At 62.5% G+C, this 26,434-nt stretch carries 27 protein-coding genes and 1 pseudogene; 14 read left to right on the top strand and 14 right to left on the bottom strand.

Going from position 1 to position 26,434, the window contains the following annotated elements:
- Positions 1 to 72 precede the first annotated feature (72 nt).
- Positions 73 to 1,326: an O-antigen ligase family protein gene (locus tag GWG65_RS35980; protein ID WP_275200180.1), complete on the top strand. Its 1,254-nt coding sequence runs from the start codon at positions 73 to 75 to the stop codon at positions 1,324 to 1,326.
- Here GWG65_RS35980 and GWG65_RS35985 read toward each other — a convergent pair.
- Positions 1,301 to 1,771: a MarR family transcriptional regulator gene (locus GWG65_RS35985; RefSeq protein ID WP_275200217.1), complete on the bottom strand. Its 471-nt coding sequence runs from the start codon at positions 1,769 to 1,771 to the stop codon at positions 1,301 to 1,303. The two genes, GWG65_RS35980 and GWG65_RS35985, sit on opposite strands and share 26 nt — an antisense overlap.
- Before the next feature lie 147 nt (positions 1,772 to 1,918).
- Between GWG65_RS35985 and GWG65_RS35990 the strand changes: the two genes are divergently transcribed.
- A complete protein-coding gene (locus GWG65_RS35990) occupies positions 1,919 to 3,115 on the top strand; it encodes an FAD-dependent monooxygenase (RefSeq protein ID WP_275200181.1) in 1,197 nt (398 codons plus the stop codon).
- Between the two features lie 133 nt (positions 3,116 to 3,248).
- On the opposite strand, the gene GWG65_RS35995 is transcribed toward GWG65_RS35990, so the two are convergent.
- The 3 genes from GWG65_RS35995 to GWG65_RS36005 are packed head-to-tail and all read right to left on the bottom strand — an operon-like array spanning position 3,249 to position 6,041.
- Positions 3,249 to 4,427 (bottom strand): saccharopine dehydrogenase NADP-binding domain-containing protein, encoded by a 1,179-nt coding sequence (locus GWG65_RS35995; protein ID WP_275200182.1) that lies wholly within the window; start codon positions 4,425 to 4,427, stop codon positions 3,249 to 3,251.
- A gap of 9 nt (positions 4,428 to 4,436) precedes the next feature.
- Positions 4,437 to 5,219: a DUF169 domain-containing protein gene (locus GWG65_RS36000; RefSeq protein WP_275200183.1), complete on the bottom strand. Its 783-nt coding sequence runs from the start codon at positions 5,217 to 5,219 to the stop codon at positions 4,437 to 4,439.
- A 54-nt stretch (positions 5,220 to 5,273) separates the two neighbouring features.
- A complete protein-coding gene (locus tag GWG65_RS36005) occupies positions 5,274 to 6,041 on the bottom strand; it encodes a YdcF family protein (RefSeq protein ID WP_275200184.1) in 768 nt (255 codons plus the stop codon).
- Positions 6,042 to 6,233: 192 nt separating this feature from the next.
- On the opposite strand from GWG65_RS36005, the gene GWG65_RS36010 reads away from it, so the two are divergent.
- The 3 genes from GWG65_RS36010 to GWG65_RS36020 all read left to right on the top strand — a co-directional run bounded on the left by GWG65_RS36010 (position 6,234) and on the right by GWG65_RS36020 (position 8,136).
- Entirely contained in the window at positions 6,234 to 7,175 is a 942-nt protein-coding gene (locus GWG65_RS36010; RefSeq protein ID WP_275200185.1) for an acetamidase/formamidase family protein, read from the top strand.
- 224 nt (positions 7,176 to 7,399) lie between these two features.
- Positions 7,400 to 7,597, top strand: a complete 198-nt coding sequence (locus GWG65_RS36015) for a hypothetical protein (RefSeq protein ID WP_275200186.1) — start codon at positions 7,400 to 7,402, stop codon at positions 7,595 to 7,597.
- Between the two features lie 71 nt (positions 7,598 to 7,668).
- Complete coding sequence (locus tag GWG65_RS36020; RefSeq protein ID WP_275200187.1) at positions 7,669 to 8,136, top strand: GcrA family cell cycle regulator; 468 nt, start codon at positions 7,669 to 7,671, stop codon at positions 8,134 to 8,136.
- A gap of 275 nt (positions 8,137 to 8,411) precedes the next feature.
- Here the strand turns inward: GWG65_RS36020 and GWG65_RS36025 are convergent, their stop codons facing one another.
- Positions 8,412 to 9,890 (bottom strand): porin, encoded by a 1,479-nt coding sequence (locus GWG65_RS36025; protein WP_275200188.1) that lies wholly within the window; start codon positions 9,888 to 9,890, stop codon positions 8,412 to 8,414.
- Between the two features lie 408 nt (positions 9,891 to 10,298).
- Between GWG65_RS36025 and GWG65_RS36030 the strand changes: the two genes are divergently transcribed.
- A complete protein-coding gene (locus GWG65_RS36030) occupies positions 10,299 to 10,805 on the top strand; it encodes a MarR family transcriptional regulator (protein WP_275200189.1) in 507 nt (168 codons plus the stop codon).
- Positions 10,806 to 10,815: 10 nt separating this feature from the next.
- Here the strand turns inward: GWG65_RS36030 and GWG65_RS36035 are convergent, their stop codons facing one another.
- The 3 genes from GWG65_RS36035 to GWG65_RS36045 form a co-directional block, all read right to left on the bottom strand.
- Positions 10,816 to 11,928, bottom strand: coding sequence for an alpha/beta hydrolase (locus GWG65_RS36035; protein ID WP_275200190.1), 1,113 nt, complete (start codon positions 11,926 to 11,928; stop codon positions 10,816 to 10,818).
- 252 nt (positions 11,929 to 12,180) lie between these two features.
- On the bottom strand, positions 12,181 to 13,152 hold the full coding sequence (locus tag GWG65_RS36040; RefSeq protein WP_275200191.1) for an SDR family NAD(P)-dependent oxidoreductase: 972 nt from the start codon (positions 13,150 to 13,152) through the stop codon (positions 12,181 to 12,183).
- Positions 13,153 to 13,297: 145 nt separating this feature from the next.
- Positions 13,298 to 14,206 carry a dihydrodipicolinate synthase family protein gene (locus GWG65_RS36045; protein ID WP_275200192.1) on the bottom strand — a complete coding sequence of 303 codons (909 nt, stop codon included), beginning with the start codon at positions 14,204 to 14,206 and terminating at the stop codon, positions 13,298 to 13,300.
- 328 nt (positions 14,207 to 14,534) lie between these two features.
- On the opposite strand from GWG65_RS36045, the gene GWG65_RS36050 reads away from it, so the two are divergent.
- Positions 14,535 to 14,774 carry a hypothetical protein gene (locus tag GWG65_RS36050; RefSeq protein WP_187435815.1) on the top strand — a complete coding sequence of 80 codons (240 nt, stop codon included), beginning with the start codon at positions 14,535 to 14,537 and terminating at the stop codon, positions 14,772 to 14,774.
- Positions 14,775 to 14,895: 121 nt separating this feature from the next.
- Here GWG65_RS36050 and GWG65_RS36055 read toward each other — a convergent pair whose 3' ends face one another.
- The gene (locus GWG65_RS36055) at positions 14,896 to 15,627 is read right to left on the bottom strand and encodes an alpha/beta fold hydrolase (RefSeq protein WP_275200193.1); all 732 of its coding nucleotides are present in this window, start codon (positions 15,625 to 15,627) and stop codon (positions 14,896 to 14,898) included.
- An 11-nt stretch (positions 15,628 to 15,638) separates the two neighbouring features.
- Here GWG65_RS36055 and GWG65_RS36060 point away from each other — a divergent pair.
- Together GWG65_RS36060 and GWG65_RS36065 are read left to right on the top strand one after the other, a co-directional pair.
- Positions 15,639 to 15,695: pseudogene (locus GWG65_RS36060) on the top strand (hypothetical protein); the annotation flags it as partial.
- Positions 15,696 to 15,752: 57 nt separating this feature from the next.
- Entirely contained in the window at positions 15,753 to 16,175 is a 423-nt protein-coding gene (locus GWG65_RS36065) for a TetR/AcrR family transcriptional regulator (RefSeq protein ID WP_275200194.1), read from the top strand.
- Between the two features lie 662 nt (positions 16,176 to 16,837).
- Here GWG65_RS36065 and GWG65_RS36070 read toward each other — a convergent pair.
- Positions 16,838 to 17,095, bottom strand: coding sequence for a hypothetical protein (locus GWG65_RS36070; RefSeq protein WP_275200195.1), 258 nt, complete (start codon positions 17,093 to 17,095; stop codon positions 16,838 to 16,840).
- A 139-nt stretch (positions 17,096 to 17,234) separates the two neighbouring features.
- Between GWG65_RS36070 and GWG65_RS36075 the strand changes: the two genes are divergently transcribed.
- The 3 genes from GWG65_RS36075 (at position 17,235) to GWG65_RS36085 (ending at position 18,120) form a co-directional block, all read left to right on the top strand.
- The gene (locus GWG65_RS36075; RefSeq protein WP_275200196.1) at positions 17,235 to 17,423 is read left to right on the top strand and encodes a hypothetical protein; all 189 of its coding nucleotides are present in this window, start codon (positions 17,235 to 17,237) and stop codon (positions 17,421 to 17,423) included.
- 241 nt (positions 17,424 to 17,664) lie between these two features.
- Complete coding sequence (locus GWG65_RS36080; RefSeq protein ID WP_275200197.1) at positions 17,665 to 17,874, top strand: response regulator; 210 nt, start codon at positions 17,665 to 17,667, stop codon at positions 17,872 to 17,874.
- A gap of 39 nt (positions 17,875 to 17,913) precedes the next feature.
- Positions 17,914 to 18,120, top strand: a complete 207-nt coding sequence (locus GWG65_RS36085; protein ID WP_275200218.1) for a hypothetical protein — start codon at positions 17,914 to 17,916, stop codon at positions 18,118 to 18,120.
- A gap of 549 nt (positions 18,121 to 18,669) precedes the next feature.
- Here the strand turns inward: GWG65_RS36085 and GWG65_RS36090 are convergent.
- Complete coding sequence (locus tag GWG65_RS36090) at positions 18,670 to 20,178, bottom strand: amidohydrolase family protein (protein ID WP_275200198.1); 1,509 nt, start codon at positions 20,176 to 20,178, stop codon at positions 18,670 to 18,672.
- A 730-nt stretch (positions 20,179 to 20,908) separates the two neighbouring features.
- On the opposite strand from GWG65_RS36090, the gene GWG65_RS36095 reads away from it, so the two are divergent.
- Positions 20,909 to 21,727 carry a DUF2066 domain-containing protein gene (locus tag GWG65_RS36095; RefSeq protein ID WP_275200199.1) on the top strand — a complete coding sequence of 273 codons (819 nt, stop codon included), beginning with the start codon at positions 20,909 to 20,911 and terminating at the stop codon, positions 21,725 to 21,727.
- A gap of 474 nt (positions 21,728 to 22,201) precedes the next feature.
- Here the strand turns inward: GWG65_RS36095 and groL are convergent, their stop codons facing one another.
- From groL to GWG65_RS36110, 3 genes are all read right to left on the bottom strand, one after another.
- Positions 22,202 to 23,854 (bottom strand): chaperonin GroEL, encoded by a 1,653-nt coding sequence (groL, locus tag GWG65_RS36100; protein ID WP_275200200.1) that lies wholly within the window; start codon positions 23,852 to 23,854, stop codon positions 22,202 to 22,204.
- A 91-nt stretch (positions 23,855 to 23,945) separates the two neighbouring features.
- A complete protein-coding gene (gene groES / locus GWG65_RS36105) occupies positions 23,946 to 24,260 on the bottom strand; it encodes a co-chaperone GroES (RefSeq protein ID WP_275200201.1) in 315 nt (104 codons plus the stop codon).
- Positions 24,261 to 24,485: 225 nt separating this feature from the next.
- On the bottom strand, positions 24,486 to 25,238 hold the full coding sequence (locus GWG65_RS36110; protein WP_275200202.1) for a cupin domain-containing protein: 753 nt from the start codon (positions 25,236 to 25,238) through the stop codon (positions 24,486 to 24,488).
- A gap of 302 nt (positions 25,239 to 25,540) precedes the next feature.
- Here GWG65_RS36110 and GWG65_RS36115 point away from each other — a divergent pair, with 302 nt between their 5' ends.
- Positions 25,541 to 26,281, top strand: coding sequence for a protein-L-isoaspartate(D-aspartate) O-methyltransferase (locus tag GWG65_RS36115; protein WP_275200203.1), 741 nt, complete (start codon positions 25,541 to 25,543; stop codon positions 26,279 to 26,281).
- Positions 26,282 to 26,434 lie beyond the last annotated feature (153 nt).

Here is a 26,434-nt window from a genome sequence, read left to right on the forward strand (position 1 = left end):
CGGAGTACTGGATGCCCCGCCTTCGCGGGGCATGACGGCGGAAGTTGTGTGTACGAGTAGCGTGAGCGTTTGATGGCGTATGCGGCAACAGCTGATGATTTAAGTGCAGCGGCTCGCGCTGCACCCGGCGTGCTGGCATTGCAGCGCGCGCTGGTGTGGCTGGTCGGCGCCGCCGGCGCGATCGTCTTCATCGAGCCGAGCCCCTACGAGATCGTGACGCTGCTTGCCACCGTCACCTTCTTCGCCACCGGCCTGCGCCTGAGGCTGGTGCTGATACCGCTGCTGCTGCTGCTGGTCCTGCTCAACGTGGGCTACACCATTTCCGCGATCCCGCTGCTCGAGCAGTCCGAGGTCGCAAGCTGGATCGCAACCTCCTGGTACATGGCAGTGACCGTTGTGTTCTTCGCCATGGTGATTTCGGAGGACACGACGGCGCGGCTCGACATGTTGCGCCGTGGCCTCGTGGTCGGCGCGATGATCGCTGCTATCTCGGCGATCGCGGGCTATTTCAACCTCGTTCCCGGCGGACGCGACCTGCTGACGCTGTACGAGCGTGCGCGCGGCACCTTCAAGGATCCCAACGTGCTCGGCGCCTTCCTGATCCTGCCGGCGCTGTTTTGCCTGCAGAGCGCGGTCTCCGACCGGCTGGGCAAGGCGTTTCGCAATGTCATTGCGTTCGGCATCATGGCGCTGGCGATCCTGCTCGCCTTCTCCCGCGCGGCCTGGGGCGGCCTGGTCCTGACCTCCGCCTTCATGCTGGCGCTGATGGTCCTGACCAGCCGAACCAACGCGCAGCGCTCGCGCATCATCATCATGACGATCGTCGCCGCGGTGCTGGGGCTGGCGCTGATCGCGGTGCTGCTGTCGTTCGACCCCATCGCGGAGATGTTCAAGCAGCGCGCGAGCTTCGACCAGAGCTATGACGAAGGCCGCTTCGGCCGGTTCGGCCGGCACATTCTCGGCGCGGAGATGGCGCTCGACCTGCCGTTCGGCATTGGGCCGCTGCAATTCCACCGGTTCTTTCCCGAGGACACCCACAACTCCTATCTCAACGCCTTCATGTCCGGCGGCTGGCTCTCCGGCGTCTGCTATCCCGCGCTGGTCTTCACCACCGTGATCATGGGTTTTCGGCACATCTTCGTGCGCGTGCCCTGGCAGCGCGCCTATCTCGCCGTCTTCTCTGCGTTCGTCGGCACAGTCGGCGAGAGCTTTGTGATCGACACCGACCATTGGCGGCACTTCTGGATGATGCTCGGGACCATGTGGGGCATGATCGCGGCCGCGCAGGTCTACAAGAAGATTAACGACGAAGCTTCTTCAGCTTGAGATCGGGACGCTTCTCCGGCGGCGTGTCGAGCAGTCCCTTCAGCGCCTCGGTCGCCGCGAGCACGCCCTTGTAGCCCTCTATCGCGAAGCGCAGCAGCAGCCGCAGCTCCTCGTCGGAATAGGTATTGAACACCTTCTCCATCGCCTGCTGCATCGGCACGTAGAACTGGCCGATCTTCATGGCTGCTTCCGGCACGACAGCAATGAAGACTTTGCGCCGGTCGTTTTCATCCCGCTCGCGGCGCACCAGCCCCGCCTTCTCGAGCCGGTCGACCACGCCCGTGATGGCGCCCGTCGTGAGGCCTGTCACCTCGGCGAGCCGGCCTGCGGTGACGCGCCCTTCGAGATAGAGGATGTCCATGCATTCGAGGTCGGAATTGGCAATTCCCGCCACATTCGCAACGGTCTGCCCATAGAGCACGCCCTGCGCGGAGGACCGCCGCATCGCTTCCTCGAGTTGCTGCAACAACGCCGTGCGCGCCTTTGCCCTTGACAAGGCCGACCTCATATCTTAGCCAATATATATCTTAGCCACTAAGAGAATTAGCGACCTTAATTTCTCCTAGCACCACGGAAACGTCGGGAGCAAGCCATGCCTTACCGTCCCCGCAAGGCGCTGATCATCGGCGCGGGCATCGCCGGGCCCGTCGCTGCGATCCTGCTGCGCCGCGCCGGCATCGAGTCCGCGATCTACGAGGCCTGGCCCTATTCCAAGGGCATCGGCGGCGGTCTCCAGATCGCGCCCAACGGCATGCATGTCATGGACGAGATCGGGCTCGCCGGCGAGTTGATCAGCCGCGGCTCGATCGCGGAGTCCTTCGACTTCTATTCGCAAGGCGGCGAGAGGCTCGGCTCGATCAATCGCGACCTGGAGCGGCGCTTCGGGCAGCCCGCGGTCAACGTCTGCCGTGCGACGCTCAACGAGATCCTGATCGACAAGGCCTGGTGCGCCTGCGTCTCACTTTATTTCGACAAGCGCCTGATCAAGATCGAGGACCGCGGCGACCAGCCGATCATCGCCTATTTCGCCGACGGCACCACCGCCGAGGGCGACTTCCTGATCGGCGCGGACGGGGTGCATTCGGTGGTCCGACGCCAGGTGATCCCGGATGGGCCCGTGCCGTTCAACACCGGGCTGATCGGCTTTGGCGGGTTCGTGCCGCACGCAGTCCTCGACGGCAGACCGATCGGCGGGCACGTCGAGACTACCTTCGGCCAGAGTGGCTTCTTCGGTTACGGCTATTGCAGCCCGGATCCGAGCGAGGGCGTGATGTGGTGGAGTACGCAGCCGGCGCACGGCATGGATGCCGCGACGTTCCGCGCGCTCGATGAGAGGACGCTGAAACAGCATCTGCGCGGCTTCCATCGCGGCTGGCACGATCCGATCCCTGATATTATCGAGGCCGCCGAGAACATCGTCGTGACCGACACGCTCGACGTGGCGACATTGCCCACCTGGTCGCGCAAGCGCTCGCTGTTGATCGGCGACGCCGCGCATGCGACCAGCCCGCATGCCGGGCAAGGCGCCTCGCTGGCGCTGGAGGATGCGATGCGGCTCGCTCGGCTGATGCAGGATGGCGAGGAACTCAGTGCCACCTTCCAGGCATTCGAGGCCGAACGGCGCCCGCGCGCCGAGAAGATCGTGGCAATGGCGCGCCGCAACGGCAACAGCAAGCGCGAATTCAGCGCCACCGGCGCCTGGGTCAGAAATCAGATGATGAAATGGCTGTTGCCGCTCGGCGCCAAGGGTATGGACTTCATGTACGCGTATGATGCGCGGGCGGTGTAACTGCGATCTCAGTGTCATCGCCCGCGAAGGCGGGCGATCCAGTATGCCGCGGCGGCTCGCTTCTAGCCGTGCTGGCTCGGAGTACTGGATGCCCCGCCTTCGCGGAGCATGACAGCGTCTTTGATGCGGCCGCCTACTCCTCCACCCCGAACGTCAGTCCCGCATGCTCCTGCAGTCGCTTGATGAGCTTGTGCTGCATCGCTGCGCCCGGGGTCCAGAAGCCGGCCGGGACATCCGTTGCATCGCGCAGCATGCACATCGCGCATTCGGAGATCATTTTCGAGGTCGAGCCGTAGCCTGGATCGCGATCGCCGGTGACGCCGGCGCGGACCTGGCGGCCGTCGGGCGCGATCGCGACATAGAGCAGATCGAAGCGGCCGTTCTCGCGCTCTTCCTTCGAAGGGCCCTCGCCCGGCTTGGGCGCGTTAGGGCCGGTCTTCTCGGCATTCGCCGCCATCACGCGCTTTGCGTTGGCCTCGCCCTTCTCGCCGGGACCGGTCAGGACCATTTCGTCGTAGATGAAGTCCTGGCCGTAAGGGAATCCCATCAGCATGTTGGAACGGTGAACGTTGCGCGTGTTGATCAGCGCCATCATGAACGGCGCGGCCCAGGACTGCAGGTCCTCCTCGAAGGCCGCCCTGTTGCCCTTCGGCTGCTTCGGACCGGTGAACCCGGGCGTCAGCGCAAAGTGGTCGTTGAGAATAGCGACAAGGCTGAGATCCTTGGCGACCGCATCGAAGGTCGCCTTTGCGCTCGCCGCGGTGCCGCCTGACAGCGTGCCGCGCATGTCGCGCACGCGGCCCTTCACGCGCGGGGCCGGCGCACCGAACGCGCGCTTGGCCTCTTCCTGCACGAAGAACGCGCCGAGCTCGAACGGGACGGAATCGAAGCCGCAGGAGAACACGATGCGCGCACCGCTCGCCTTGGCTTCCGCCTCGTACTTGTCGATCATCTGCCGCATCCACACCGGCTCGCCGCAGAGATCGAAGTAATCCGTGCCGGTGGCCACGCAGGCCGCGAGCAGTTCTTCACCATAGAGTTGATACGGCCCAACGGTGCTGATCACCGACATTGTCTGTTCCGCCATCGCCCTCAGCGAGGCCGCATCCGACGCATCCGCCACGAGCAGCGGCGTGTTCCCTGGCGCACCGATCGCATCGCGGACCGATTTCAGCTTGCCGAGGCTACGGCCGGCCATCGCCCATTTGAGCGCGTTATCGTTCTTGTAGTGCGTCGTCAGGTATTCGGCGACGAGCTGGCCGGTGAAGCCGGTCGCGCCATAGACGACGATATCGAATTTCGTTGAGCTCATGGTCGACCTTTACTTCTTCGCGTAGCTCACGCCCATGCCGGCACGGACGTCACTTTGAATTCCATAGGGCGGGATCGGGTAACGCAGGCCGTTTTTGGCCAGCGCCTTCATGCCCTCGATCGCCTTGGCCAAGTGCCGAGGCTTCAGGGCCATCAGCATCTCCTCGTCCGGCACGCCGCCATAGCGCCGTTCGGCATAGCATGGCAAGGACAGGCTGGGCTCGCCGGTCTTGAGCGCCCGCCCCCACGAATCCGCGCAAGCCGTCTCGCCGACCACGCCCCATTCGAACTTCTTGTAGCCGGTATATTGCAGGCCGTTGATCAGGATGATCATCTGCCCCGGCGTTGCATAAACGAGGCAGATGTCGGGCGGATCGAGCCGGCCGCTCGCAAGCGGGCTCACCGCGAGCGCCTGGTACTGGCCGAACGGAACCACATCCAGTGCCTCCTGGCGCTTGCGCGCATCCTCGGCCGTGCCGTGCCAGACGCCGACATAGTTTTCGCCGGCCAGCCATTTGTCGTCCTGCGGGGCAAGGCCAATCACCGCGCGGCACTGCGCGCCGACGAGATCGTCGGCGGTGATACCGACGGTCCAGCCCAAACGCGCGGCCATGCTGACGATCTGATCGGTGGTATGGATCGCGTTCGGCCGTCTGATCTTCGGGATCGCTTCCATCTCCGCGATGTGCGCGAACAGCTTCATGCCGATCACCGTCGTCTTCAGCCGCAACAGGCTGTTGAGATCGGCAACGAGGCCGGCAAGATCGATCGTGTCTGCGCTTTGCTGCGGCATGGCGTCCTCCCGGCCGGCGATCACGCGCGGGCGTTGCTGTTTCTTAGCCTCGTTCTAGTCCTTGGAAGGTCCCGGAAGCAACTCGTCGGTCCTGCCCATGAGGCGGTAGGCGACGAGACCGATCCATTCGCGCACGGCCACGTCGGTTCTGCCGAGCCCATCGGCACCGATGTTGGTGAAGGAGAAAAGGTCGTCACGCCCGCCCATCCGCCAGTCGACGGGATAAGCTTCGACATTGAATCCGGCCTTGCGAAAAATCCCCATCGAGCGCGGCATGTGAAAGGCCGACGTGACCAGAATCCAGCGCTCCCCCGGCCTCGGCGTCACCAGCTGTTTCGTGAAGATTGCATTCTCGTAGGTGTTGCGCGAATTCCGCTCCAGGATCAGGCGCTCCTTCGGTACCCCCAGATTTTCCAGGATCGGCGCAGAGTAGTCGGCTTCCCTGGCATCGGTCGAGACCAGGTTCGCGGTTCCTCCGGTGAAGATGATGCGCGCATTGGGATAACGGCGCGCGAGCTCGGCCGGCGCAAACAAACGATCCGCCGCATGCGAAACGACGGGCGTGTGGCGCGCCGCCGACAGGTCGGTGTCGACGGAGCCGCCGAGCACGATGATGCCGTCCGGCGGACCGTGCGACGGATCCCATGGCGGAAAACGCGACTCCAGGGGATAGAGCAAGAGATTGCCAAGTGGAGAAAACGCAGCCAATGCCAGCAGGATCAGCGTGGCCGCTGCGAGCTTGCGGCCGACCGCAGCAAAGCGCGTCACCATCAGCACGAGCGACAGGATCCCGAGCTCGACCAGGAGGTTGATCGGCAGCAACGCGGCGCCGAGGGTCTTGGAGAGGACAAAAAGCAGGGGAGCCTCGCTGGAATGATCGTGCTTGCTTGCGCGTGGGCTTGACCCGCCGGTCCATCTTCGGAAGTCTTCTTGGAAGAGGATCGATTGCCTGGTCAAGCCCGGCCATTGCAGGTTCTCATGGCAAGTTCAGATGCAGCCGACCGGACGTGGCCAATGACCCATCACCACCTGCATTCGAGCCCGGAAACCTGCCACTGGGGCTTCTTCGAAGCCAGGCTCAAGCCTGTGCTGACAATCGAAAGCGGCGACGAGGTTACGATCGACACTATTAGCGGCGGGCCGGACGTGGTGCCGGACCGCAACCAGTTTCACGTTCCGCCCGAGCTGTTCGAGGTGCATGCGAAATCCGAGCGGATGCTGCCCGGCCATATCCTCACCGGTCCGGTCGCCGTTAACGGCGCTGAGCCCGGCGATGTGCTGGAGGTCGCGATCCTCGACGTCGAGCTGCGGCAGGATTGGGGCTGGAATCTGATCAAGCCGTTGTCCGGCACCCTGCCCGACGATTTCCACGAGACGCGCATCCTCAACATCCCCCTGGATCGGGCGCGGATGGTCGGCCGCATGCCGTGGGGCCTCGACCTCCCCCTCAAACCATTCTTCGGCGTGATGGGCGTTTCACCGCCGTCGGCCTGGGGCCGCATCTCCTCGCTGATTCCGCGAGCCATGGGCGGCAATCTCGACAACAAGGAGCTCGGTGCGGGTGCGACACTCCATCTGCCGGTGTTCGTGCCGGGCGCGCAGTTCTCCTGCGGCGACGGCCATGGCGTGCAGGGCGACGGCGAGGTCTGCGTCACCGCGATCGAAACGGCGCTGCAAGGCCGCTTCCGCCTGACGCTGCGCAAGGACCTGCGGCTCGATTATCCCCGCGCCGAGACGCCGTCGCACTACATGACGATGGCGATGGACCCCGACCTCGACCAGTGCGTGGTGCGGGCGTTGCGCGACATGATCGTGCTGCTCGGCGAAAAGCGAAACCTGTCGCGCGAGGACGCCTACACGCTGTGCAGCCTGGCCGCCGATTTGCGGGTGACGCAGACCGTCAACGGCTCCAAGGGCATTCACTGCATGATCGAAAAGGCGATCGTGCACGGCTAGATCGGCCTGTCTCTCTTCTCCGGTCCAGCTCCACCGCCATTCTCCGGTCCAACTCCGCCGCCGCACGGGATACCGGCGCGGCGCACGGCATCATGGATATTTTCTCCAGCGATTCCAACAACCTCAAGAACAGCCGCAATCTGGATTTGACATCCGTCACTGAACCTAAATAGAGTCTTAATCGTTACTTTTATGTACCTGAGTAAGAGGCTAGCGTTCGGGCCATGGCCACCGAAAAAGCCGAGACTGACCGCATTCCCGTAACCTTGGCGCTCTCGACCATCACCTTTCTCGAAAAGCTGGTGAGACAGGGCACCCACGGCACCAGCGTTCCCGGCGTTGCGCGGACATTGATCGAGGAAGGCATCCGTCTCGCCATCAAGGACGGGCTTCTGTCGATTCGCGACAATGGCAGGACGTGAACGCGCGCAACGTGAGGCGGACGGATCTCGAAAGGCGGATGGCCGACATCTGCAACCTGGGACCGTTACAAATGCCTGTTCTCTCACCAACCTGGACCGACGAGCGAATCGAACTTCTGAAGCAGCACTTCGAGGCCGGCCTGTCCTGCCGCGAGATCGCCGCCGACATTGGCGTCAGCCGCAACGCCGTAATCGGCAAGCTATCGCGGCTCAATCTGACGCGCGGCAGGTCCACCGACGAGCGCAAGCACGACAGAAGCTTCGCCCGCGCGCCCAAGGCGGTGCCGCGGCTGCAATATGAAATGCTTGCGACGCTCTATGGCGAGACCGGCGCCCCGGTCATGGGGCCGATCGACGACGCCAATCGCTGCTCATTGCTGGACCTCGCCGAGAATCGCTGTCGCTGGCCAATCTCGACGCCGGGTGCCGAGGATTTCTGCTTTTGCGGCAACACCGCGCCCGACGGCCAGTCCTATTGCGCCGGCCACAGCCGCCTCGCTTACCGGCCGAATTCCCGCGCGCGTGTCATGCGCGGCTGAGGCCGCTTCGGCTTCTGCTAAAATGAAAAACCTCCGGCAGGGCATTGCCGGAGGTCTCTGGAGGCTTAGCATCAAACTAAGAGCCGTAACTTTCGAAATCGGCTGACAGCTATATAGCTTAGTAACTCAGGTAAGTAAATAAGATTGAGGCCGATCCAACCGCATGGCTCGTCTTCGTCGCCTGCACGGGCTGCCCGGATTTTCCGAGAGCCCATCCCGCAAGAAGCCCCGGCGGTGTCCCGCCGGGGTTCTCTGATCGATCTGCGAGATCGATCTTAGAAGTTGCGCTGAGCGCGGAGGAGCATGCTGACCGAGTTCTGGTCCTTCAGCTCGTACACGGCCGCTGGCTTCGCAGCGGTGGCAATGCCCGGGCTCGCGATGGTGCCAGAGTACTTCTGGTCCAGATGCGACCAGCTCACGTCAGCAGTGAACGCCAGGCCCTTGACCGGAGTCCACACCGTGTTGACACCGATGACCGCGAAGTTGAAGTCCGGATTACAAGTAGCACCCGCGAGCGCGATAGCAGCGAAGTTGCCGCAGATCAGGGCCTTGCCGGCAGTGCCGTACTTCAACTGGGCATAGCCACCGTAGACGGCGCTCGCCCAGTTCGGGCTCCAGTTGTGGGTATAGCCACCACGGAGGCCCCAGGTCTTGACGGTATCGATGCCGGTACCGACACCGAAGACGCCGTCAGAAAGACCGGCGAAACCGGTGCTCTGATACGCGCCGGCGCCGCTACCGCTGAACATGAAGAAGCTCTGCGGGAACAAGCTCTGGAAGTTGTAGCGAGTCGCGCCATCCGTGTAGACGGCCTGCAGGTTGATGTTGTCGCCCGCACCGGTCGGGATATTCTTGATCGACAAAGCGCCCTGCACAGCCCAACCCCATTTGTCGGAGGGATGACCGGTGACTTCCGTCGCGCCGTAGTAGGCAGGATGGAGGTCATGCGCGGCAACCGAGATCTGGGCCAGACCCCAGGCTTGGTCGACGCGGACCTGACCGATGATGTCAGGAGAACGCGTGCCACCCCAATCGTTGGCACCGTAGACGCCCGTCACGAACTGAGCGGCCGTACCCGACGACACGTTCCAGAGGTTTGACTGGCCGTTGTTCGCCGACGTCTCGTCCTGCAATGCGAGTGAAGCGGTGATGCCCTGGCCGAAGTCAGCCGTGTAGGCAACCTGGTTCACGCCGTTGGTATGATTGCTGCCGCCCGGAATGGTGTCGGGACCGCCAGCCGGATAGCTCTGCCAGGGGGCGTCGAAGATCGAGACCGTGCGGCCGAAGGTGAAGCCAGCGAACTGGATGAACGCGTGGTAGAGGCCGAGCGAGGCGGATCCGGTCGAGAACGTCGAGGGATTGCTGCCGGTGACCGTCTGAGAATCCCAGGTGAAGACCATATCGGCGTAGGTTCGCACCACGCCGTACTCGGTCGCCGTGCGCGTGTCGACGTTGAAGTCGAAACGAGCGCGGCCGGTATAGTAGTTGGTCAAACGGTTGTTCGTCCCCGCGTTCGCGCCTTGCTGGAAACCGTAGTCGCCAGCGCCGCCAAGAATCGCGTCAGCGCGCAGATAACCGCCCAGCTTGATGCAGGTGTCGGTGCCCGGCATATAGTAGAATCCGGCACCATACAGGGAGCAGATCTTGACGTACTCGACCGCCTTGGCCTTGACCGGAAGATCGGCCGCCTGGGCTCCACTCACGGCGATCAGACCCGCCGCAGTGCCGAGCAATAGGCTCTTCACCATTTTCATTTAAAATCTCCAAGTTGCTCATTTTGCGGAGACCGGACCGTGAGGCCCCCCAATCTCCGTCTCTTCAAATCCGCTCGGCCGCTTCGCGCTTTCGGACGCACCTGCTTGAACGCGAGGAACGTGAGCGAACCACCTGCAACGGGACGATCGAGAACCCCCCCACCGTCACGGATCAATATGCCTGCGCCGTTCTGTTAATCAAAATAGTTTATTGGATAAGCATTGTGGTTTCACTAAACCTGTGCCTTGGGCGCAACACCCCAGGGCTGGGCCAATATGGCTGACGTCATTACCTTTGTAATATTACTGACAAAATTACCCTGCTCGGCACTTGCGTCAAGGCAGGCTTGCGTGGACTATGAGCTGCCAGAACGCCTGCCTGAAGAATCTGTTCACGGGAGTGACGCTGTGTCCGCGACGAGGAAAGAGGGAGCGCGCCTGCGCTCCATCGGCAATCTGGATATCATCAAGCGCTTCACCTGGGAGATATCGTCGATCAACATGTATCTCGAGGAGCTGCGCCAGTTCTGGGCCAGGACGCTCGGCATCAGCGGCCCGCAATGGCTGATCTTGATGGCAATCTCCGACCTCGACAAGGACGACGGCATCCCGGTCAACGTCGTCTCCAAGCTGCTCCACGTCGATCCCTCGTTCGTCACAACCCAGTCGAAGCTGCTGGAGAAGAAGGGCTTGTTGCGCCGACGGCCCTCGCCGACCGACGCCAGGGTGGTCCGGCTGTCCCTGACCGAGAAGACGCAAAAGCACCTGACAAGCCTCAACGAACAGTACAAGACGATCAAGGAATTCGTCTTCCAGGAGTTCGACGAGCGCGAGCTGACGGAGTTCACCACCAAACTCGCGACGTTGAAAACCCGTCTCGAAAAGGCCTGCGTCCGCCTGACCCTCGACTTCTGACCCGGCCCCTCTAGGCCCGCCCGCCAGCGCCGAGCCGCGATTCGAGCCAGTCGAAGATGTATTCGTTGGCAAGGCTCGGATTGTCCGCGTGCGACTGCGCCGCGCCGGTTTCCGCCGCGGTGAACACCTTCAGCATGATCTCGGAGCTGCCAAACCGGGAGTTCTGCACGATCTGACGGGCGCGATCGGCCTTGAGCCAGCCGTCCTCACCCAGCGTAATGAGCACAGGGCAGTCGATGCTGCTTGCCATCAGCGGCGAATGCGGCACAGGAACGATGCTGACGTCACTCATTGCGAAACGGCTGGCAAAGAAGGCGCGCTCGTGCAGGTCCCACAGGCCGCCGTCGCAGACGGCCGCGGCGAGCCGCGGCTCCTGCAACACCGCACGCGCCACGAACGAGGAGCCCCAGCCATCGGCGAGGACCCCGACGCGCTCGAAATCGACGTCGCTGCGCGTTTCCAGATAATCCATGACGCTGGCGATCGAGCTCTCGAGATCGCGGCGCTGAAGCAGTACGTCCAGATAATCGTCGCGCTGGTCGCCAAAAAGGTCCAGCGCCAACATCGAGAATCCGCGCTCGCGCGCATGCGGCGCGAGCTTGAACAGGAATTCCTCTTTGCGGTGCCCGGGCTCGCCGATGCAGATCACGGTGGGCGCCCGCCCGTTCGCCGAGGGCGCAGGCAGGAAATAGGCCTGCAAGGAATGGCCGTCGATCCAGGGCACCGTCACGACCTCGCCGGCCGGACCGCGCGCGCCGAGGAAGCGCCGGGCGCAATCCTGCATCGCGAGCACCGCGACCCAGCGGCGCTCATCGGCCTGATCGAGCGGCATTGCGGCCGCGCCGTAGTAGCTCATCGCACGCAGCCAGTTGCGTTGTGCGGTCGCCTTGTGCCCTTCCGCGAACGCAGCCTCGGCGCGCTGGCGGTTGGCCTGTGCAAGCTTCTTCCACTCGCGATGCCAAGACAGCTCGTCGCCGCGCTTCAGTTGCCGTGCGATCATGAGGCATTCGGCAATGGTGGCGCCGCCATCCTGGGCCGCGGTCAGCAGCCGCGTGAACTCAGCGGAGACGTCCTCTCTCTCCGGGCAGAGGATCCAGTCGTCGGAGAGGCATGCGGGTATCATCGGGAGCTACGCTTCATCGCTGGCATTACCCGTGATTGACTAAACTATTTTAGTTCGCCAACCAAGCTGGCGTGCGCCGAATGAGACCCGTTCGAGATCACCATCGCTTGAACGCACCCATCATGTCGCATGCGTGACATTCGATTTTGTCATACGGGCACGAACACGCGAGAGACGGCACGCAAAAATTACCAGCGCGCCTCTTGCCATGATGGACGTCATACCTATATCCGCGCGCGTTCGCTGACAGTCTCAGCCAAGCCGCCAGCCGACCTCCTGGGTAAAACTTTCGTAGAAGGCGCGGTCATAGGCCTGTTCGGGCGTAGCGCGGACGCGCTCATCGAGTCGCACCGCGTCCTCGCCGACCAGGATGCGCCATCGCTCGGCTTTCACGCCGTCGAGAATGATCTTCGCGGCCTGCGCAGCCGAAGTCGGCGCATCCTCGAGAAAGCTGCGGGCGCGCTCGGCGAAGGCCGCCTGGATGTCGTCGTCCGACATTTTGTCAGCATCTGGCACGCCGGCCGCCACCATGCGCTTGCGGGTCAGCGTAACCTCGTCGGCATTGAGGCGGTCCGACCCGTCACTGCTCTGCACCTTACGCGAATTGGAGATGATCGAGGTGCCGATGTGACCGGGCATCACCACCGAGCACTTGACGTGCGGGGCGTGCAGACGGAGATCGTTGATCAGCGCTTCGGTAAATCCCTTCACCGCGAACTTGGCTGAGCTGTAGGCGGTGTGGGGCTGGTTCATGCCGATCGAGGCCCAGAAGCCGTTGACGCTCGCGGTGTTGACGATGTGGGCCTCGTCCGCCGCGACCAGCATCGGCAGGAAGGTGCGCACGCCGAGATAGACGCCGCCCCAGCAGATGTTGAAGGTGCGCTCCCACTGCTCGCGGGTGTTGCTAAACAGGCTGCCGCCGCCGCCGATGCCGGCATTGTTGAACAGAAGATGGATCCTGTCCGTCTTCTGCTGCTCGGCGAGCTCGTCGCGGAAGCGCTTGAGATGATCCTCGATCGAGACGTCCGCGACATGGGTGGTGACGCGCAGGCCCTGCGGCAGCTTCTCGGCCTCGCACAGCCGCTTGGTCTCCGCCATCGCGGCCTCCGAGACGTCGCACATCGCCACATTGCACCCCTCGGCAACCAGCTGCCGCGCGAGCTCGCGCCCCATCCCTGTGCCGCCGCCGGTGATGACGGCGATCTTTCCTGCAAAATCCTTCATGGGACTTCAGCCCCTCCCCTTGCCGGTATGTTTCTTCGTCGGTGCGCCGGCGTGCCGGTCGCGCGCAAAATGTAGCAGCGCCGCATCCGCAGGTAAAAGCGGCTCGGCCCTGCCATGCTCAACGTCAGTTATTTCGGCTGACGGGCTATTCCGCGGCTTCGACGCGCTGTCCGCTCAATGCGCCGAGGGCCTCCAGCGCCTTGCGGGTGGCGGCCTGCTGGGCAGGCGAGGCCTCCGGCATCGGCGCGCGCGGATATGTCTTGGGCAGCCCCTGGAGCGTCTGCGCGTAGCGCGTGCAGGCCGGCAGATTGTCCGCGATGATCGCGTTCCAAAGCGTCAGTAGCTTCTTGTGCAGATCGAGCGCGCGCGGATGGTCGCCCGCCTTCACCGCGTCCCACAGCGCGACGGAGGCATGCGGTGCGGCGGTCAGGATCGCGGCGATCGAACCATGGGCACCGAGCGTGTAGGACGGATACATCAGGGCATCGACCGCGCTGTAGATCAGCTTGTCCGGCGCCATCATCATGAGGTCCGCGAACAGCTTGAGATCGCCCGCGCTCTGCTTGACGCCGACGACCAGCGGCACCTCGGTCATGATCCGCGTCAGCAGCGCCGGCGACAGATAGGACCACGGCACGACGTTGTAGATGATGATGGGCATGCCGGTCTCGTCGGCCATGGCGCGGAAGTGCGCCACCATCGCCTCGTCGTCCGGCTTGAACAGATAGTGCACCGGTGTGACCTGGAGAGCTGCGACATTCATGTCGCGCACCAGGCGGCCGCGGCGGATCGCATCGCGGGTGGAGTCCACGATGATGCCGGCGATCACGGGGATGCGTCCGTTCAAGGCGTCCACGGTCGCCGCGATCAGGTCGCCATATTCCTCGTGGTCGAGCGTATGCCCCTCGCCGGTCGAGCCGCCGGCCGCAACGCCGTGAGCGCCGGCACCGATCATCCAGTCGACCTGGGGCACCACGAGCTTGAAGTCGATCTCGCCGTCTTTCCGGAACGGCGTCGTCATCGGCGGGATTACGCCGGTCGGTCGTACCTTCATGTTCTGCCCTCGCGTTTCCATACCCCTTGTGGCGGCTCCGCTCTTTTGGCGGGTGTCCACGGCTTGCGAGCCTATCGGCTGCGCGGGGCTTGTGAAGGTCCGTCGGCGCGGCGCTGCCCTAACGATCACACATCCCTGCGCTCATCCCTGCCGGTTCCCCGTATTTGTCCGGCTTCGGGTTAAGGGTAATTTTTTTACAATCCGAATCGTCAAATGGAATCCGGACGCTGGGTCGAGTCGGCCAGGCCAGCGTGTTGTTTGCGTCACAGGCTCTGGCACTCCGCTTGCATCCTCTTCGTGGTCAGAAACTACCGATGAGGTGACAGGAATGTTCGTGACCGTCGTTGCCGTGCTCTGCCGGCTTAGCGCAGCCAGCTCAGGCAGTTGCGTCGAGGAAATCGTGACCGACAGCAACATGACGCCCGAGATGTCGATGATGCAGTGCGCGGTCGGCGCACAGGCCCCTCTTGCGAAATGGATGGGCGAGCATCCGATCTATCACGCCAACTGGCGCCTCGAGCGCTACAAATGCGTGCCGGGTCACTACGAGATCAAGGGCCACGCCTAAGGCCCCGCAAAACTACGTTATCGAGGAAACGCCCCGGGGACTGCCTATTTCGTCCGCGCGGGCTGCACAGCGCCAGAATCATTGCAGCGTCGCGCTGTGTGACAACGATCACACCGCTCCCTCAAGCCACAGCATCAACAATCATCGCCCGTGCCTCCCTCCCTTCCGGCGTCGGCATCAACGCGTAATTGTGCGGCTGGTCACGCAGGAGATGCAGCTCGACCGGCACGCCCGCCGCCCTCGCCCTTGCGGCGAGATCGACGCTGTCGGGATAGAGCAGATCGCGCGTCCCGGAGAAGATCAGCATCGGCGCGAGCGAGCGGAAGGCGCCGTTCAGCGGGCTGACGAAGGGATGGCCAACATCAAGCTCGCCGGCATAGAGCCGCCCCGCCTCGAGGATCCCCGGAATGTCCTGGATGGGATCGCTGGCCGCGATTCCCACCTGCTCGGGACGGCTGACCGATGCATCGGCCGCGGGCGAGATCAGTACCAGCCGATTCGGCTGCCGATGCCCGCGATCGCGCAGCCACTGACATGCCGCGAGCGCGAGGCCAGCGCCGGCTGAATTGCCGACCACCGTGACCTTCGCGGGCCCTGCATCTTCCAGCAGCATCCGCAGCAGCTCGGCCGTCGCAGGTACGACGTCCTTGGCGGTGGCGCGTGGCGCAAGCGGATAGATCGGCACGACGCAAACGACGCGCGCCTCGCGCGTCATCCGGCCAATGAAGCGCCAATGCGCAGCCACGATCTCGTTGATGTAGCCGCCGCCATGCAGGAACATGACGTAGTTGCAGCCTTCGTGGCCGGAAGACGGCGCCGTGTAGTAAACTGGCCGACGCGCTGGTCGAGGCAACCGCTCGCATTCTGGTCCGGGAAGGTTTTGAGAAGGCCAGCACCAACCGGATCGCCGAGGTCGCCGGCGTCAGCGTCGGCTCGCTGTACCAGTATTTCCCCGGCAAAGAGGCGCTCGTCGCCGCCGTGATTGAGCGCCACAATCAGGAGATCATGGGGCTCGTCCGCGCCGCGCTCACCGAAGTCACGGACATGCCGATCGAGACGGCCGTGCGCAAGCTCGTCACGGTTGCGATCGAAGCCCATCGCATCGACCCAAAACTGCACCGCGTACTCGCTGAGCAAATCCCGCGCACCGGACAGCTCAAGGACGTCGAAGCCTTCAACCGCGAAGTCCACACCCTCGTGCGCGCCTATCTCGAGAGCCGGCGCAAAGAGATGCGCAAGATCGATCCGGGGCTCGCCACCTTCATCTGCGTCAGCGCGATCGAGGCGGTTGCTCACAACACGGTGCTGAACCAGGCCGAAATGCTGTCGGAGAAGATGGTGAGGACGCTGGTGGACGAGACGACGCGGATGGTGGTGGGACTCTTGCGACCGGTTGCCTAGCATTCTTTGGTTAGCAGGGGCTCGATGTTGGGCATCATCGAAGACCTGCGCCAATCGAAAGTAGCCGCCCGGGCCACGAAATAACTTCAAGACGGAATTCGACAAGCGGCGGGTCGGACTGCAGCCGTAAGGACGGCATGCGCAGCCAAGTTACGGCTCTGTCGCACATCAAGATTACGTGCGTGAGCCTGTTCGGGGGTTGAACCACACGCAAAAGCCCCATCTATCCGGGCAAGTGGGTGAATCCCTGAGAAAGTTAACTGATGCAGTCATCAGAATGGAAAGGAATGACCGTCGCCGCAGCGGTTGCGTTCGTCTCAGTATCCCTTTTGGCGGCCGACGCGGTCCTGGACCTGAACGCCAGTGGGTTCGCCAAACGCCTCGAGAGCGCGCAGGCGTCTATTGCGGACGCGATGGGACTGCATCAACGCGCCGACGCCGTTCGGACGCGGGCCCGCGGCAAAACTCTTGCGGAGCAGCAGTGTCCAAGCAACCCCTGCTGACTGCCCGCCGCTGGCATCGGCCCGTTCCAAAACAGGAATTCGCCTGCCGATCCGCGATCGCGCAGGAATTTGGTCCATCTCAGATGAAATTGGTCGGAGCGAGAGGATTTGAACCTCCGACCCCTAGTCTCCCAGGCACGGGCGGCGCGTTGAAATCATTCAGCTATTTTGGAAACTGGGTGATTTTGACCCCATTGATTCGTAAGGACTATTGGTTTTCATTGTAAACCAGTTCCCGCCGTTCGAGGTCCAACGGACTGGCAGCCGGCTGCACCACTTCTGCCCACAGAAGGCCGCCTGGCCGGTAGCAAAGAACTTGGTCGTAATGCCCTCGACGACGAGCTCGGAACTGAGCTCTTTCATCGGATTGGCTTTCGCGCCCAGGCGGCCCAGGGCGCCGGAACTGACCGCCTTCACGTAGCCCTCCAGCTGCTGCGATCTCACAGCCCCGGGAAACGGACGTAGTGAACAATCGGCCTCGGCCCTCCCATCGGAGGCCGGGGCCGATTTCCGTTTGCTTGGTCAGGCTTCCAGAGGCCGCAAGCGGAGTTCGAGCATGGAGCTCACCGAGCTGGAGCGCGATTTCCTGAGGAGCCTTCTGGGCGGCCCCTGGATCAGCCCGCCAACGTTCGACCATGAGATCGTCGCGCGGATCATCGAACTCGGTCTGGTCGAGAGCGAGCCGCACCAATCGGGAGAGATCGAATACCGGCTCACTGACGCCGGTCGGGTGGCGCTCGGCTGAGCTGGCCGGGCAGCGATATCGACGGAAACGCTTATGTGCGGACGGGCGCAGCCCCGCCTTTTGGGGGCTTTTGGGGGGCTTGGGGCGGAGCCACGCAGGCCACGCATTTGCGCGCGGACCCGAGGAATCAATCCGGATCGAGCGCGCTCGTTCCTCACGTTGGGGGACGGGAGGATTCCGATCATGAAAATTGAAGACTCCGGCTGCCGGCGGCGTATTATCCGCTGCGGGGATTTCAGGGATGACTGCCTCGATCAACGAGCGGCCCATGTGTCCGGTATGCAAGCACCGGATGGCGTTGGCGCGCATCTCTCCCGGCCAACCGGGATTCGAAGAGCGCACTTTCGAATGCTCGACCTGCGAGCGCACCGAAACGGTCTCCTTTGTGGTGGATCCGATGAAGACGGACGCGGTCGGCTGGCTCGCCGGCGAACTGAAGCCGCCGCGATGACATCATTCGACGAAAACTTGCGTGAGTGAGGTGAGCGTGATGGACGAGGACTTCTGCAGAGAACAGGCGCAGCGCATTCGTGGTCTGGCCGAGCGGGCCGATCCCTTCACCAGGCGCCGCCTGCTGGCGCTGGTCGGCCGATACGACGCAAAGGCGGGCGGTCCGTCGCGCTCCCCGAGGATCGCGGAGCTGCCGGTGCGCACCGCGCCGCCGGCATCGATCTTCTCGGGGCCGGGCGAGGCATGACGAAGGGCGGTGCAGTCAGGACGAACGGAACGGTTCCATGCCGACACAGGATTTTCTGTCCTCGCTTTGCGGCCTGACAGAAGTGGTACGCAATTGAGTCTATTGTGGATCCGCAGCCACATCGGCTTTCGTCGAACTTCGTATAAGGCGGCGAACTTCGGCTTGTGGCACGAAACCGACGTGTCGACCGGCTCGGAACATGACCGCTTATCGAAGAAGACCGGAAGTGATCGGCTCACGATCATCAGAACGACGATATTGACCCACATGTATGGTCCGGCCGTGCGTAGGTGCTTCCCTAGCGCTTCAAGCGGTCACCCCCATAACACTTCGCGCTTTGAAGCGGTTGCGAGCGCGTTGGTCCGCTCGGAAAGCCGCAAGAAAAGTAGGCGGCAACGCGTCAGTGAATGATGACGGTTAGGAGGACAATCGCATTGAACTGGCCCGCCGGCGCTGCTCGGCGGGCTTTCCTATCAAGATGTGCCGCAGATTTCGCGGCGTTCGCTGCGCCGGCGAAACTTGGCCGGTGCGCCGCGCAGCGGTCGGCACTTAGGCGGCGCGAACGTAACCATACCGGAGGTTCGAGGGTTGCTTCGCAGCTTGTGTGTACTGGTTCTTGAGCGCGGCGAGGCGGTCCTCGGAAAAGGTCGGCATCCTGGTGTTCTCGGCCGCCTTCAGCTTAATCTTGTAAAACCTGGTTGCGTTGCCCGCGAAGATCAACTGCTTGGTAGCGCTGTTGGCGTCGCCAAGCGGAGCAAAGCCGTATTTCTTCTGCATGTCCTCCGGGATTTCGAGCCGGCGCAGCGCCTCGATCTGCCACTGCGGTGAGCCGTACCAGACCGAGTCAGTACCCCACATCAAGTGGTCGACCCCCATGCCCTTGATCAACGTGCCGACGAGAGCGGCGCAAAATTTCGGATGCGCCACCGCCGAGTTGGCAAAGGACGTGCCGAGCTCAGCATAGACATTCGTGACGCCGAACTTCTGCGGGATTTCCGCGAGATCCGAGGCCCACTGAATGCGGCCGGTCTGCTCGAACTCCGCCCACGCCTTGTCCGGCAGTTCGAGGAACGGTCGTAGCGCCGAGTGATAGATCACGAAGTTCATTTGCGGCCAATCCTTGGCAGCCTTTCCGATGTCCCACGCAGTTGCGTATTCCCACACGCCGGCGAACGACTTCTCGTAATCAGGCGGCAGCAGCCCCTTGTGGATACACAGCGTGTTGATGCCGGCCTTCGCCGCCTTTTCGTAGAACGGATACATCACCTGCTCGTCGTCGAGCCGCCATGGGAACTTGGAGGGCGCCAGGGGATCGCCAATCGTGTAGGACTTCCAGGAATCCGGCTTGTAGACCGCGATTGCCTTGTCGACTTCCTCCATCCAGCCAGGCTGTTTGGGGGTGATGACGCTGTGCGCCAGCAGGCGGCGCGAGCCCGCGAAGTCGTTGATCATCTGGCGCGCCTTGACGATCTGTTCGTTGGACAGGAGCCACCAGCTCGGGTCGTCGAACGGCGCGCCGCTCAGTAACGCCATGTTGGTGTCGCTGTCGTAGTAGACCTCTTTCACATAGTTCTGGAACTTGTAGCGCGCGAGGGAGGAGACGCCTTCCTCCTTCATCTTGGGATTCCAGTGCTGGCTCGCAAAGTCCGCCAGCCCCAAGAGCTCCTTGTGATCGAAGTCGTCGCGCACGAAATGGGTCTGGACGTCGAAGATGAACTGGTCCGCGAGACCTTGCGCGCGCGCCAGCATCAATTCGGGCTCCCGGGCCTCCGCGGGCGCGACCTGGAAAACATGGCCGTAGATGTCGTTCATTGCGAGAAATGCCGCCGCCATGCCGCAGCTCGTGTGCAGGAACTGCCTGCGGCTCAAGCCGAGGCGCTTGCCGTTCACGTCGGCGAGCTCGTTGATCCGTGCCTCGACCTTCTTCTGCGTAGCGCTCTGCGGGGGCGGGAGATACTCGCCGTTGGAAACGATCTGAGTGGGAATCGGCATTGCCGCCGATGCCGCCTCCGCGCCCGCGACGAGACGCTGTTCTCGCTCACTAAGCCAAGTGCTCATTGTTCTCCTCCTTTTTGGCGTCGACGGTGCTGGTCGGTGCGCGCATGAGGGTGCGAGATTGGCCACTCCCGATCAGTTAGGCGGACAACGAGACGTACCTTCCTGTTTAGCTACGGATGAAGCCATCACACTCGCCTCACGCCCAAGCGACTCTCTTCATCGCTTTATCCCGCGAGACGCAGGCACACTAGAAAAACCACTTGCGGTAGTGGCGTCTCTTCGCCGAATTCAATGCTCAAACTTCCATTGGCGCAAGCGATGCAATCCGACAGTCACGCTGTCCGAATCGTACAGCGCGCAAAAGCGATAGCCGGCTTCTGCCTTCGCTTTCGCGTGCAACGCCTTCTGCAGTTTCTGAACAGTTTCGGAGTTGATAGGTTGCCCAATCTCCAAATCCCTCACCACTTGTTGCGTCTGTCTTGAACTGAGGTTCCTTCCCTCCCCTGGCGTTACCCGGCTTCAGCGGTAATACGAACCTCGCCGCCACCCCATGGCGCCCGACCTGTCCCTCGCGGGCGTTCGCTTGGTCATCGCTGACCGCGCCATCGGGCTTCCCGTGTCGCGTACGCTTTCCTTGTGTACATGCCGCCGCCACTACCCCGGCGCAGCGTACACTGTCTGGGCTTGATCCTGCTACCGGAACTGCGTTTCGTTGAGATCGGGGAATCGGGACATGATTGTGCTTACTCGGCATATGACAAAACGCCTGCGGCACTTGATAGGTCCAGGTATGGCCACCCCCGTCATCAGGATATCGCTGATTGCCGCGCTGGCGTGCTGGGCCGGCACGCTTACCGCCGCGGCGGACAGTCTCTATCGCGCGCAGGCAATCGTGACGGGCCAGGGTGAGGCCAACCGCATCATCGGCTTCGCCGCTTGTCTCGAGGACGTTCTCATCAAGGCGTCCGGTGCGCTGAAGCTCACAGGCGATCCTCGATTGGATGTGTACAAATCGCGCTCGGCTGATTTCGTAAGTGGCTATAGCTACCACGACCAGATGTCCGGCACACCGAAGCGCGATGAGCAGGGCACCCGCGATCGACCGTACGATTTGGTTGTCGACTTCGATGACAAGAAGATCGACGACATTCTTAAGTCATTCGGCCTCAAGCCCTGGCTTTCGCGCCGCCCGGTCCTTGCCGTTTTTGTCAGGATGGAGCAGGGCTCAAGGCAATACATCGCAACGTCAGATGCAAAGCAATCCGACCTGCAGCGTGACTCACTGCTCGCCGCAGCCTTAAAGTGGGGTACGACGATCGTGCTGCCTGATGTCGCAGCATTGGCGAAAGCGAACATCAATGCTGCGGAGCTCTTGACGACGCCACCCCGGAGATTGGCGTCCTTGGCGGCCGAGCAGGGTGGCGAAGTCGTCCTGGTCGGGCGGCTAAAGTGGGACGACTCTGAGCTCGGATGGGCCACGGAGTGGCGGATGGACCATCATGGCCGCACGCACCGATGGCAGCTTCGCGGCGTTACGTTTGATGAGGCCTTCCGACGCGGCATCGGCGGCGCCGCCCAAATCCTCTCAGGCAACGGCGATCCAGGATAGGCGGACAGACTGCCCGGATAGTGGGCCGCGCGTATGCGCGTTCTATAACCGGCTCACCTACTGCCTCGCGATCACAAAGGCCGCTGGTCTACGCAGGGCGGACGCACACGTGGCGGCCCAGCTTAGCCAATATTGCTTAAAAGTGTGAATAAGCGTCCAAGATTGACCCGTCCGCTGTTCGCTAAATCAATAGCTTAGAACGCCGATCGACGTCGGGACCCCACGCCGATTAACAAAACAAATCCGGTCGACGACTTCGTCGGCTGCGGTGAGAAGTGTTTGTGGGATGCGGATACCGACCGTCCTTCGCGATTGTCGGCCCCCCTTCCCCGTTTTTTGTAGGGTAGCCACGCTGACGGGAAATCGTCCCAGGTGCGCCAGTGTTGGACCCCGGAGCCCCCTGATCGCCAGGAAATCAGCAAAAGCCCGGCATCGCTGCCGAGCCTTCTTACTGTTGAGCTCTGAATGTTGGATTTAAAAGTCCATACCACCCATGCCACCCATGCCGCCTCCACCCGGAGGCATGCCGCTCGCGCCGGTGTTCTTCTTCGGCACTTCGGCCACCATTGCTTCGGTGGTGATCAGGAGCGCCGCGACCGACGCTGCGTTCTGGATCGCCACACGAACCACCTTGGTCGGATCGATGATGCCCTTGGAGACCAGGTTGCCGTATTCGCCGGTCTGCGAGTCGAAGCCGTAGGCGTATTGATCCTTCTCGAGGATCTTGCCGACGATCACCGACCCGTCCTCGCCCGCGTTGATTGCGATCTGGCGGGCCGGGTAGGACAACGCCTTGCGCACGATCTCGACGCCGGTCTTCTGGTCGTCGTTCTTGGTGCGAATGCCCTTGAGGTGCTCGGAGGCACGGAGAAGGGCGACGCCGCCGCCCGGCAGAATGCCTTCTTCAACCGCCGCACGGGTCGCATGCATCGCGTCGTCTACGCGATCCTTGCGCTCCTTGACCTCAACCTCGGTCGCGCCGCCGACGCGGATCACCGCGACGCCGCCCGCGAGCTTGGCGAGACGCTCCTGGAGCTTCTCACGGTCGTAGTCCGAGGTGGTCTCCTCGATCTGCGCCTTGATTTGGGCCACGCGCCCCTCGATGTCGGCCTTCTTGCCGGCGCCGCTGACGATCGTGGTGTTCTCCTTGTCGATCATCACCTTCTTGGCGCGACCGAGCATGTTGAGCGTGACGTTCTCGAGCTTGATGCCGAGGTCTTCCGAGATCGCCTGGCCGCCGGTCAGGATCGCGATGTCCTGCAGCATGGCCTTGCGGCGGTCGCCGAAACCCGGAGCCTTGACGGCCGCGACCTTCAGACCACCGCGGAGGCGGTTGACGACGAGGGTAGCGAGCGCTTCGCCTTCGACGTCTTCGGCGATAATCACAAGTGGCTTGCTGCTCTGCACCACGGCTTCCAATAATGGAAGCAATTCATTCAACTGAGATAGCTTTTTCTCATTGATGAGGACGTAGGCATCTTCCATTTCAACGCGCATCTTGTCGGCGTTGGTGACGAAGTAGGGCGAGATATAGCCGCGGTCGAATTGCATGCCTTCGACGACCTCGAGTTCGGTCTCGAGCGACTTGGCTTCCTCAACGGTGATGACACCCTCGTTGCCGACCTTCTTCATGGCGTCGGAGATGAACTTGCCGATCTCAGCATCGCCATTGGCCGAAATCGTGCCGACCTGGGCGATTTCCTCGTTCGAGGTGACCTTCTTGGAATTCTTGACGAGGTCGGCGACCACGGCTTCCACAGCCATGTCGATACCGCGCTTCAGATCCATCGGGTTCATGCCGGCCGCAACCGACTTGGCGCCCTCGCGGACGATCGCAGCCGCGAGCACGGTTGCGGTGGTGGTGCCGTCGCCGGCCGCGTCAGCGGACTTGGAGGCGACTTCGCGCACCATCTGCGCGCCCATGTTCTCGAACTTGTCCTCGAGCTCGATTTCCTTGGCGACGGTGACGCCGTCCTTGGTGATGCGGGGAGCGCCGAACGACTTGTCGAGGACGACGTTGCGGCCCTTCGGACCGAGCGTCACTTTTACCGCATTGTGGAGGATGTCGACACCGCGCAACATGCGGTCGCGGGCGTCTACGCCGAATTTGACTTCTTTGGCTGACATATTGGTTTCCCCTGAGTTGACTTGGTCTCATCTCACCCTTGGCGAGGCGCCCGGCAGGCGCTCCTCAGGGGTGAGCGGTGCGGGCAGTGGATTAGGCGGCCTTCTTCTTGGACGCCGCGTCGGTGAGAACGCCCATGATGTCGCTCTCCTTCATGATCAACAGCTCCTGGCCGTCGATCTTGACCTCGGTGCCCGACCACTTGCCGAACAGCACGCGGTCGCCGACCTGAACGTCGATCGGGATCAGCTTGCCGCTCTCATCGCGGCCGCCGGGGCCAACTGCGATGACTTCGCCCTGGGAGGGCTTCTCCTTGGCCGTGTCGGGAATGATGATGCCGCCAGCGGTCTTCTCATCTGCGTCGATGCGCTTGACCACGACGCGGTCGTGAAGCGGACGGAACTTCATGCTCTCCTCCTATTTTCTAGTTGCTGTTGTGTTAGATGTAATAGCAGTCGAAGCCAGCGAGTGCTAATCACTCCGGAAATAAGCCGTCCTGGCCGGCATACAAGACAAAGCCGAGCGATATTAAGCCGCGAAGGATTGCGAAAACTTCTGCACTGAAGGATGGATGGGCCGTTAGCACATGCTGGAATCGAACGTCCGGCGGGGCGGTGGGCCGCCCCGCGTCAGCTATTGATTTTTTGCTGGCGCGCCCGGAAGCACGGCTGCCACTCCTTCCGGATTGATGTTGAAGGCCAGGAATACCAACGGCTCGTTGCCCGGGTTTCCCCATTGGTGCAAGAGAGCGTACGGTTCATAGATCAGGGAACCTGGTCCCCTCGCTTCCGTCTTACCGTCGACCGTGTTCGCTCCGGTGCCAGAAATAATATAGTACAGAGCCGCGCCTGACCGATGGTGCGGCGGGTTGGAGGGCATCTGCGCCGGAAATGTGACCCGCGTGAGATTGAGATCATAACCGCCTGGCTTCAGGTCGGGGATTGGAGTTGCAGTGCGATAGAGCTCTCCCACGGCGGCAGGTGCCGTCTCGACAGGCCGACCCAAGTCCACAGCGGGGGCCAGGAAGAAGTGGAGAAACGTTGACGGCCCTCCGCTACCCGCCGTTAGCACCGCCGTCTCTCCGCTGGCGATGAACAGCCCGTCTCCGGCATTGAGCATTTTGGCCTCGCCACCGAGCGAGACCTCGGTCGATCCTGACATCTGGTAGAGGATGCCGTTGGCCGCCGAGACGCTGCTCTTCTCGTCCGGCTGAAGAGTGATGCTCACCGCTTTGAAATGGAGCGGCACGTCTGCGACGGTCGGCAGTTTGGTTGCGGCGATCACTGTTCGCGTAATTGCCGGTGGAGCGGGGGTGGTTTGTGCGGTCCCGGAGGCGGGAAGCGCCATCGCGCCGAGCAAGAGTAGTCCGGTTGTCCTGAATTGCATGATTGCCTCCCAGGTTCAGCGGATAATCGGAGCACCATACGCTCTCCCAAAGCCTCTTGGAATGACAGGTCGCTTCGAGTTGCCAACGGACGGAAACCGGGAGCAAACGCCGAGCGAACTTGCGGCAATGTGCGCGGAGAGATCGGCTTACCGGGCAGGTGCAGTCATGGTATCAAGACTTGCTGGAGAACCGCCTGACGCATTGCGGTCATTCGCTGGACGCCGTGTTTCGCTTAACGGCTGATCGGTCGAATCCTCGCTCAAGCGGTCGACGCAAAATCGTGAACCGAGACCGCACGATCATGAAGACCTTGCTGCTGCTCGTACTTTCCATGGTTGCCGCCGCGCGGGAAGCGACTGCACAGGAGGACGCACAATGCGCTCGCGAACGCGCCGCCATGGTCGAAACCATGCGGGCCTACGCCCGGTCCGACGCCAGTGTTTTGGGGCAGCAGGGCCTGTCGGAGAGGGTCCTTGAGGCCATGGGGCAAACGAAACGTCATCTGTTCATCCCTGAGCCTGAGCGATCTTGCTCCATTGCATACGCGGACGGGCCGATTCCGATCGGCCACGGCCAGACCATATCGCAGCCGTTCATCGTGGCCTTGATGACCCAGCTGGCCGAGGTCGCGCCCGATCATGTTGTGCTCGAAGTCGGTACGGGTTCGGGCTATCAGGCCGCCATTCTTGCGCGCCTCGCGCGAAAGGTCTGCACCATCGAGATTATCCCGCCATTGGCCGAGGCCGCAGCGAAAACACTCAAAGACCTCGCGTATGACAACGTGAGCGTCAGGCGTGGTGACGGCTATGATGGCTGGCCCGAATGCGGTCCTTTTGACGCCATCGTCGTGACCGCCGCGCTCGGGCAGCTACCGCCGCCGCTGATTGAGCAGCTTAAAGTGGGTGGCCGGCTCGTCATGCCGGTGGGCCCGGCTTACACCACTCAGCAGCTGACGGTCGTCGAAAAACTCGCCCATGACAAGACGACAACGCGCGCCGTCGCCCTCGTGCGTTTTGTGCCCTTTACGCGTTCACGAGATTAAAAGCCGGTAACGGTCCAGTTCTTGGAGAGCAGGACTGGGGGCTCGCCTGGGTGGCTGGAGCTTTGCGGGAATGCACGTTTGGAACGACGGCAATTGGCACTTCTCGTCGCTTGTGCGGCTTACCTGTGAACAGGCGTCCGAGATTAACCCCTC

The organism is Bradyrhizobium sp. CSA207 (assembly GCF_029051685.1).
GTDB lineage: Bacteria > Pseudomonadota > Alphaproteobacteria > Rhizobiales > Xanthobacteraceae > Bradyrhizobium.

Excerpts from the sequence above, each read along its gene's own strand:
- GWG65_RS35980 (WP_275200180.1), top strand. The coding sequence starts at position 73 with ATGGCGTATGCGGCAACAGCTGATGATTTAAGTGCAGCGGCTCGCGCT.
- GWG65_RS35985 (WP_275200217.1), bottom strand. The coding sequence starts at position 1,771 with ATGCGGCGGTCCTCCGCGCAGGGCGTGCTCTATGGGCAGACCGTTGCG.
- GWG65_RS35990 (WP_275200181.1), top strand. The coding sequence starts at position 1,919 with ATGCCTTACCGTCCCCGCAAGGCGCTGATCATCGGCGCGGGCATCGCC.
- GWG65_RS35995 (WP_275200182.1), bottom strand. The coding sequence starts at position 4,427 with ATGAGCTCAACGAAATTCGATATCGTCGTCTATGGCGCGACCGGCTTC.
- GWG65_RS36000 (WP_275200183.1), bottom strand. The coding sequence starts at position 5,219 with ATGCCGCAGCAAAGCGCAGACACGATCGATCTTGCCGGCCTCGTTGCC.
- GWG65_RS36010 (WP_275200185.1), top strand. The coding sequence starts at position 6,234 with ATGACCCATCACCACCTGCATTCGAGCCCGGAAACCTGCCACTGGGGC.
- GWG65_RS36015 (WP_275200186.1), top strand. The coding sequence starts at position 7,400 with ATGGCCACCGAAAAAGCCGAGACTGACCGCATTCCCGTAACCTTGGCG.
- GWG65_RS36020 (WP_275200187.1), top strand. The coding sequence starts at position 7,669 with ATGCCTGTTCTCTCACCAACCTGGACCGACGAGCGAATCGAACTTCTG.
- GWG65_RS36025 (WP_275200188.1), bottom strand. The coding sequence starts at position 9,890 with ATGAAAATGGTGAAGAGCCTATTGCTCGGCACTGCGGCGGGTCTGATC.
- GWG65_RS36035 (WP_275200190.1), bottom strand. The coding sequence starts at position 11,928 with ATGATACCCGCATGCCTCTCCGACGACTGGATCCTCTGCCCGGAGAGA.
- GWG65_RS36040 (WP_275200191.1), bottom strand. The coding sequence starts at position 13,152 with ATGAAGGATTTTGCAGGAAAGATCGCCGTCATCACCGGCGGCGGCACA.
- GWG65_RS36045 (WP_275200192.1), bottom strand. The coding sequence starts at position 14,206 with ATGAAGGTACGACCGACCGGCGTAATCCCGCCGATGACGACGCCGTTC.
- GWG65_RS36050 (WP_187435815.1), top strand. The coding sequence starts at position 14,535 with ATGTTCGTGACCGTCGTTGCCGTGCTCTGCCGGCTTAGCGCAGCCAGC.
- GWG65_RS36075 (WP_275200196.1), top strand. The coding sequence starts at position 17,235 with ATGGAGCTCACCGAGCTGGAGCGCGATTTCCTGAGGAGCCTTCTGGGC.
- GWG65_RS36080 (WP_275200197.1), top strand. The coding sequence starts at position 17,665 with ATGACTGCCTCGATCAACGAGCGGCCCATGTGTCCGGTATGCAAGCAC.
- GWG65_RS36085 (WP_275200218.1), top strand. The coding sequence starts at position 17,914 with ATGGACGAGGACTTCTGCAGAGAACAGGCGCAGCGCATTCGTGGTCTG.
- GWG65_RS36090 (WP_275200198.1), bottom strand. The coding sequence starts at position 20,178 with ATGAGCACTTGGCTTAGTGAGCGAGAACAGCGTCTCGTCGCGGGCGCG.
- GWG65_RS36095 (WP_275200199.1), top strand. The coding sequence starts at position 20,909 with ATGGCCACCCCCGTCATCAGGATATCGCTGATTGCCGCGCTGGCGTGC.
- groL (WP_275200200.1), bottom strand. The coding sequence starts at position 23,854 with ATGTCAGCCAAAGAAGTCAAATTCGGCGTAGACGCCCGCGACCGCATG.
- groES (WP_275200201.1), bottom strand. The coding sequence starts at position 24,260 with ATGAAGTTCCGTCCGCTTCACGACCGCGTCGTGGTCAAGCGCATCGAC.
- GWG65_RS36110 (WP_275200202.1), bottom strand. The coding sequence starts at position 25,238 with ATGCAATTCAGGACAACCGGACTACTCTTGCTCGGCGCGATGGCGCTT.
- GWG65_RS36115 (WP_275200203.1), top strand. The coding sequence starts at position 25,541 with ATGAAGACCTTGCTGCTGCTCGTACTTTCCATGGTTGCCGCCGCGCGG.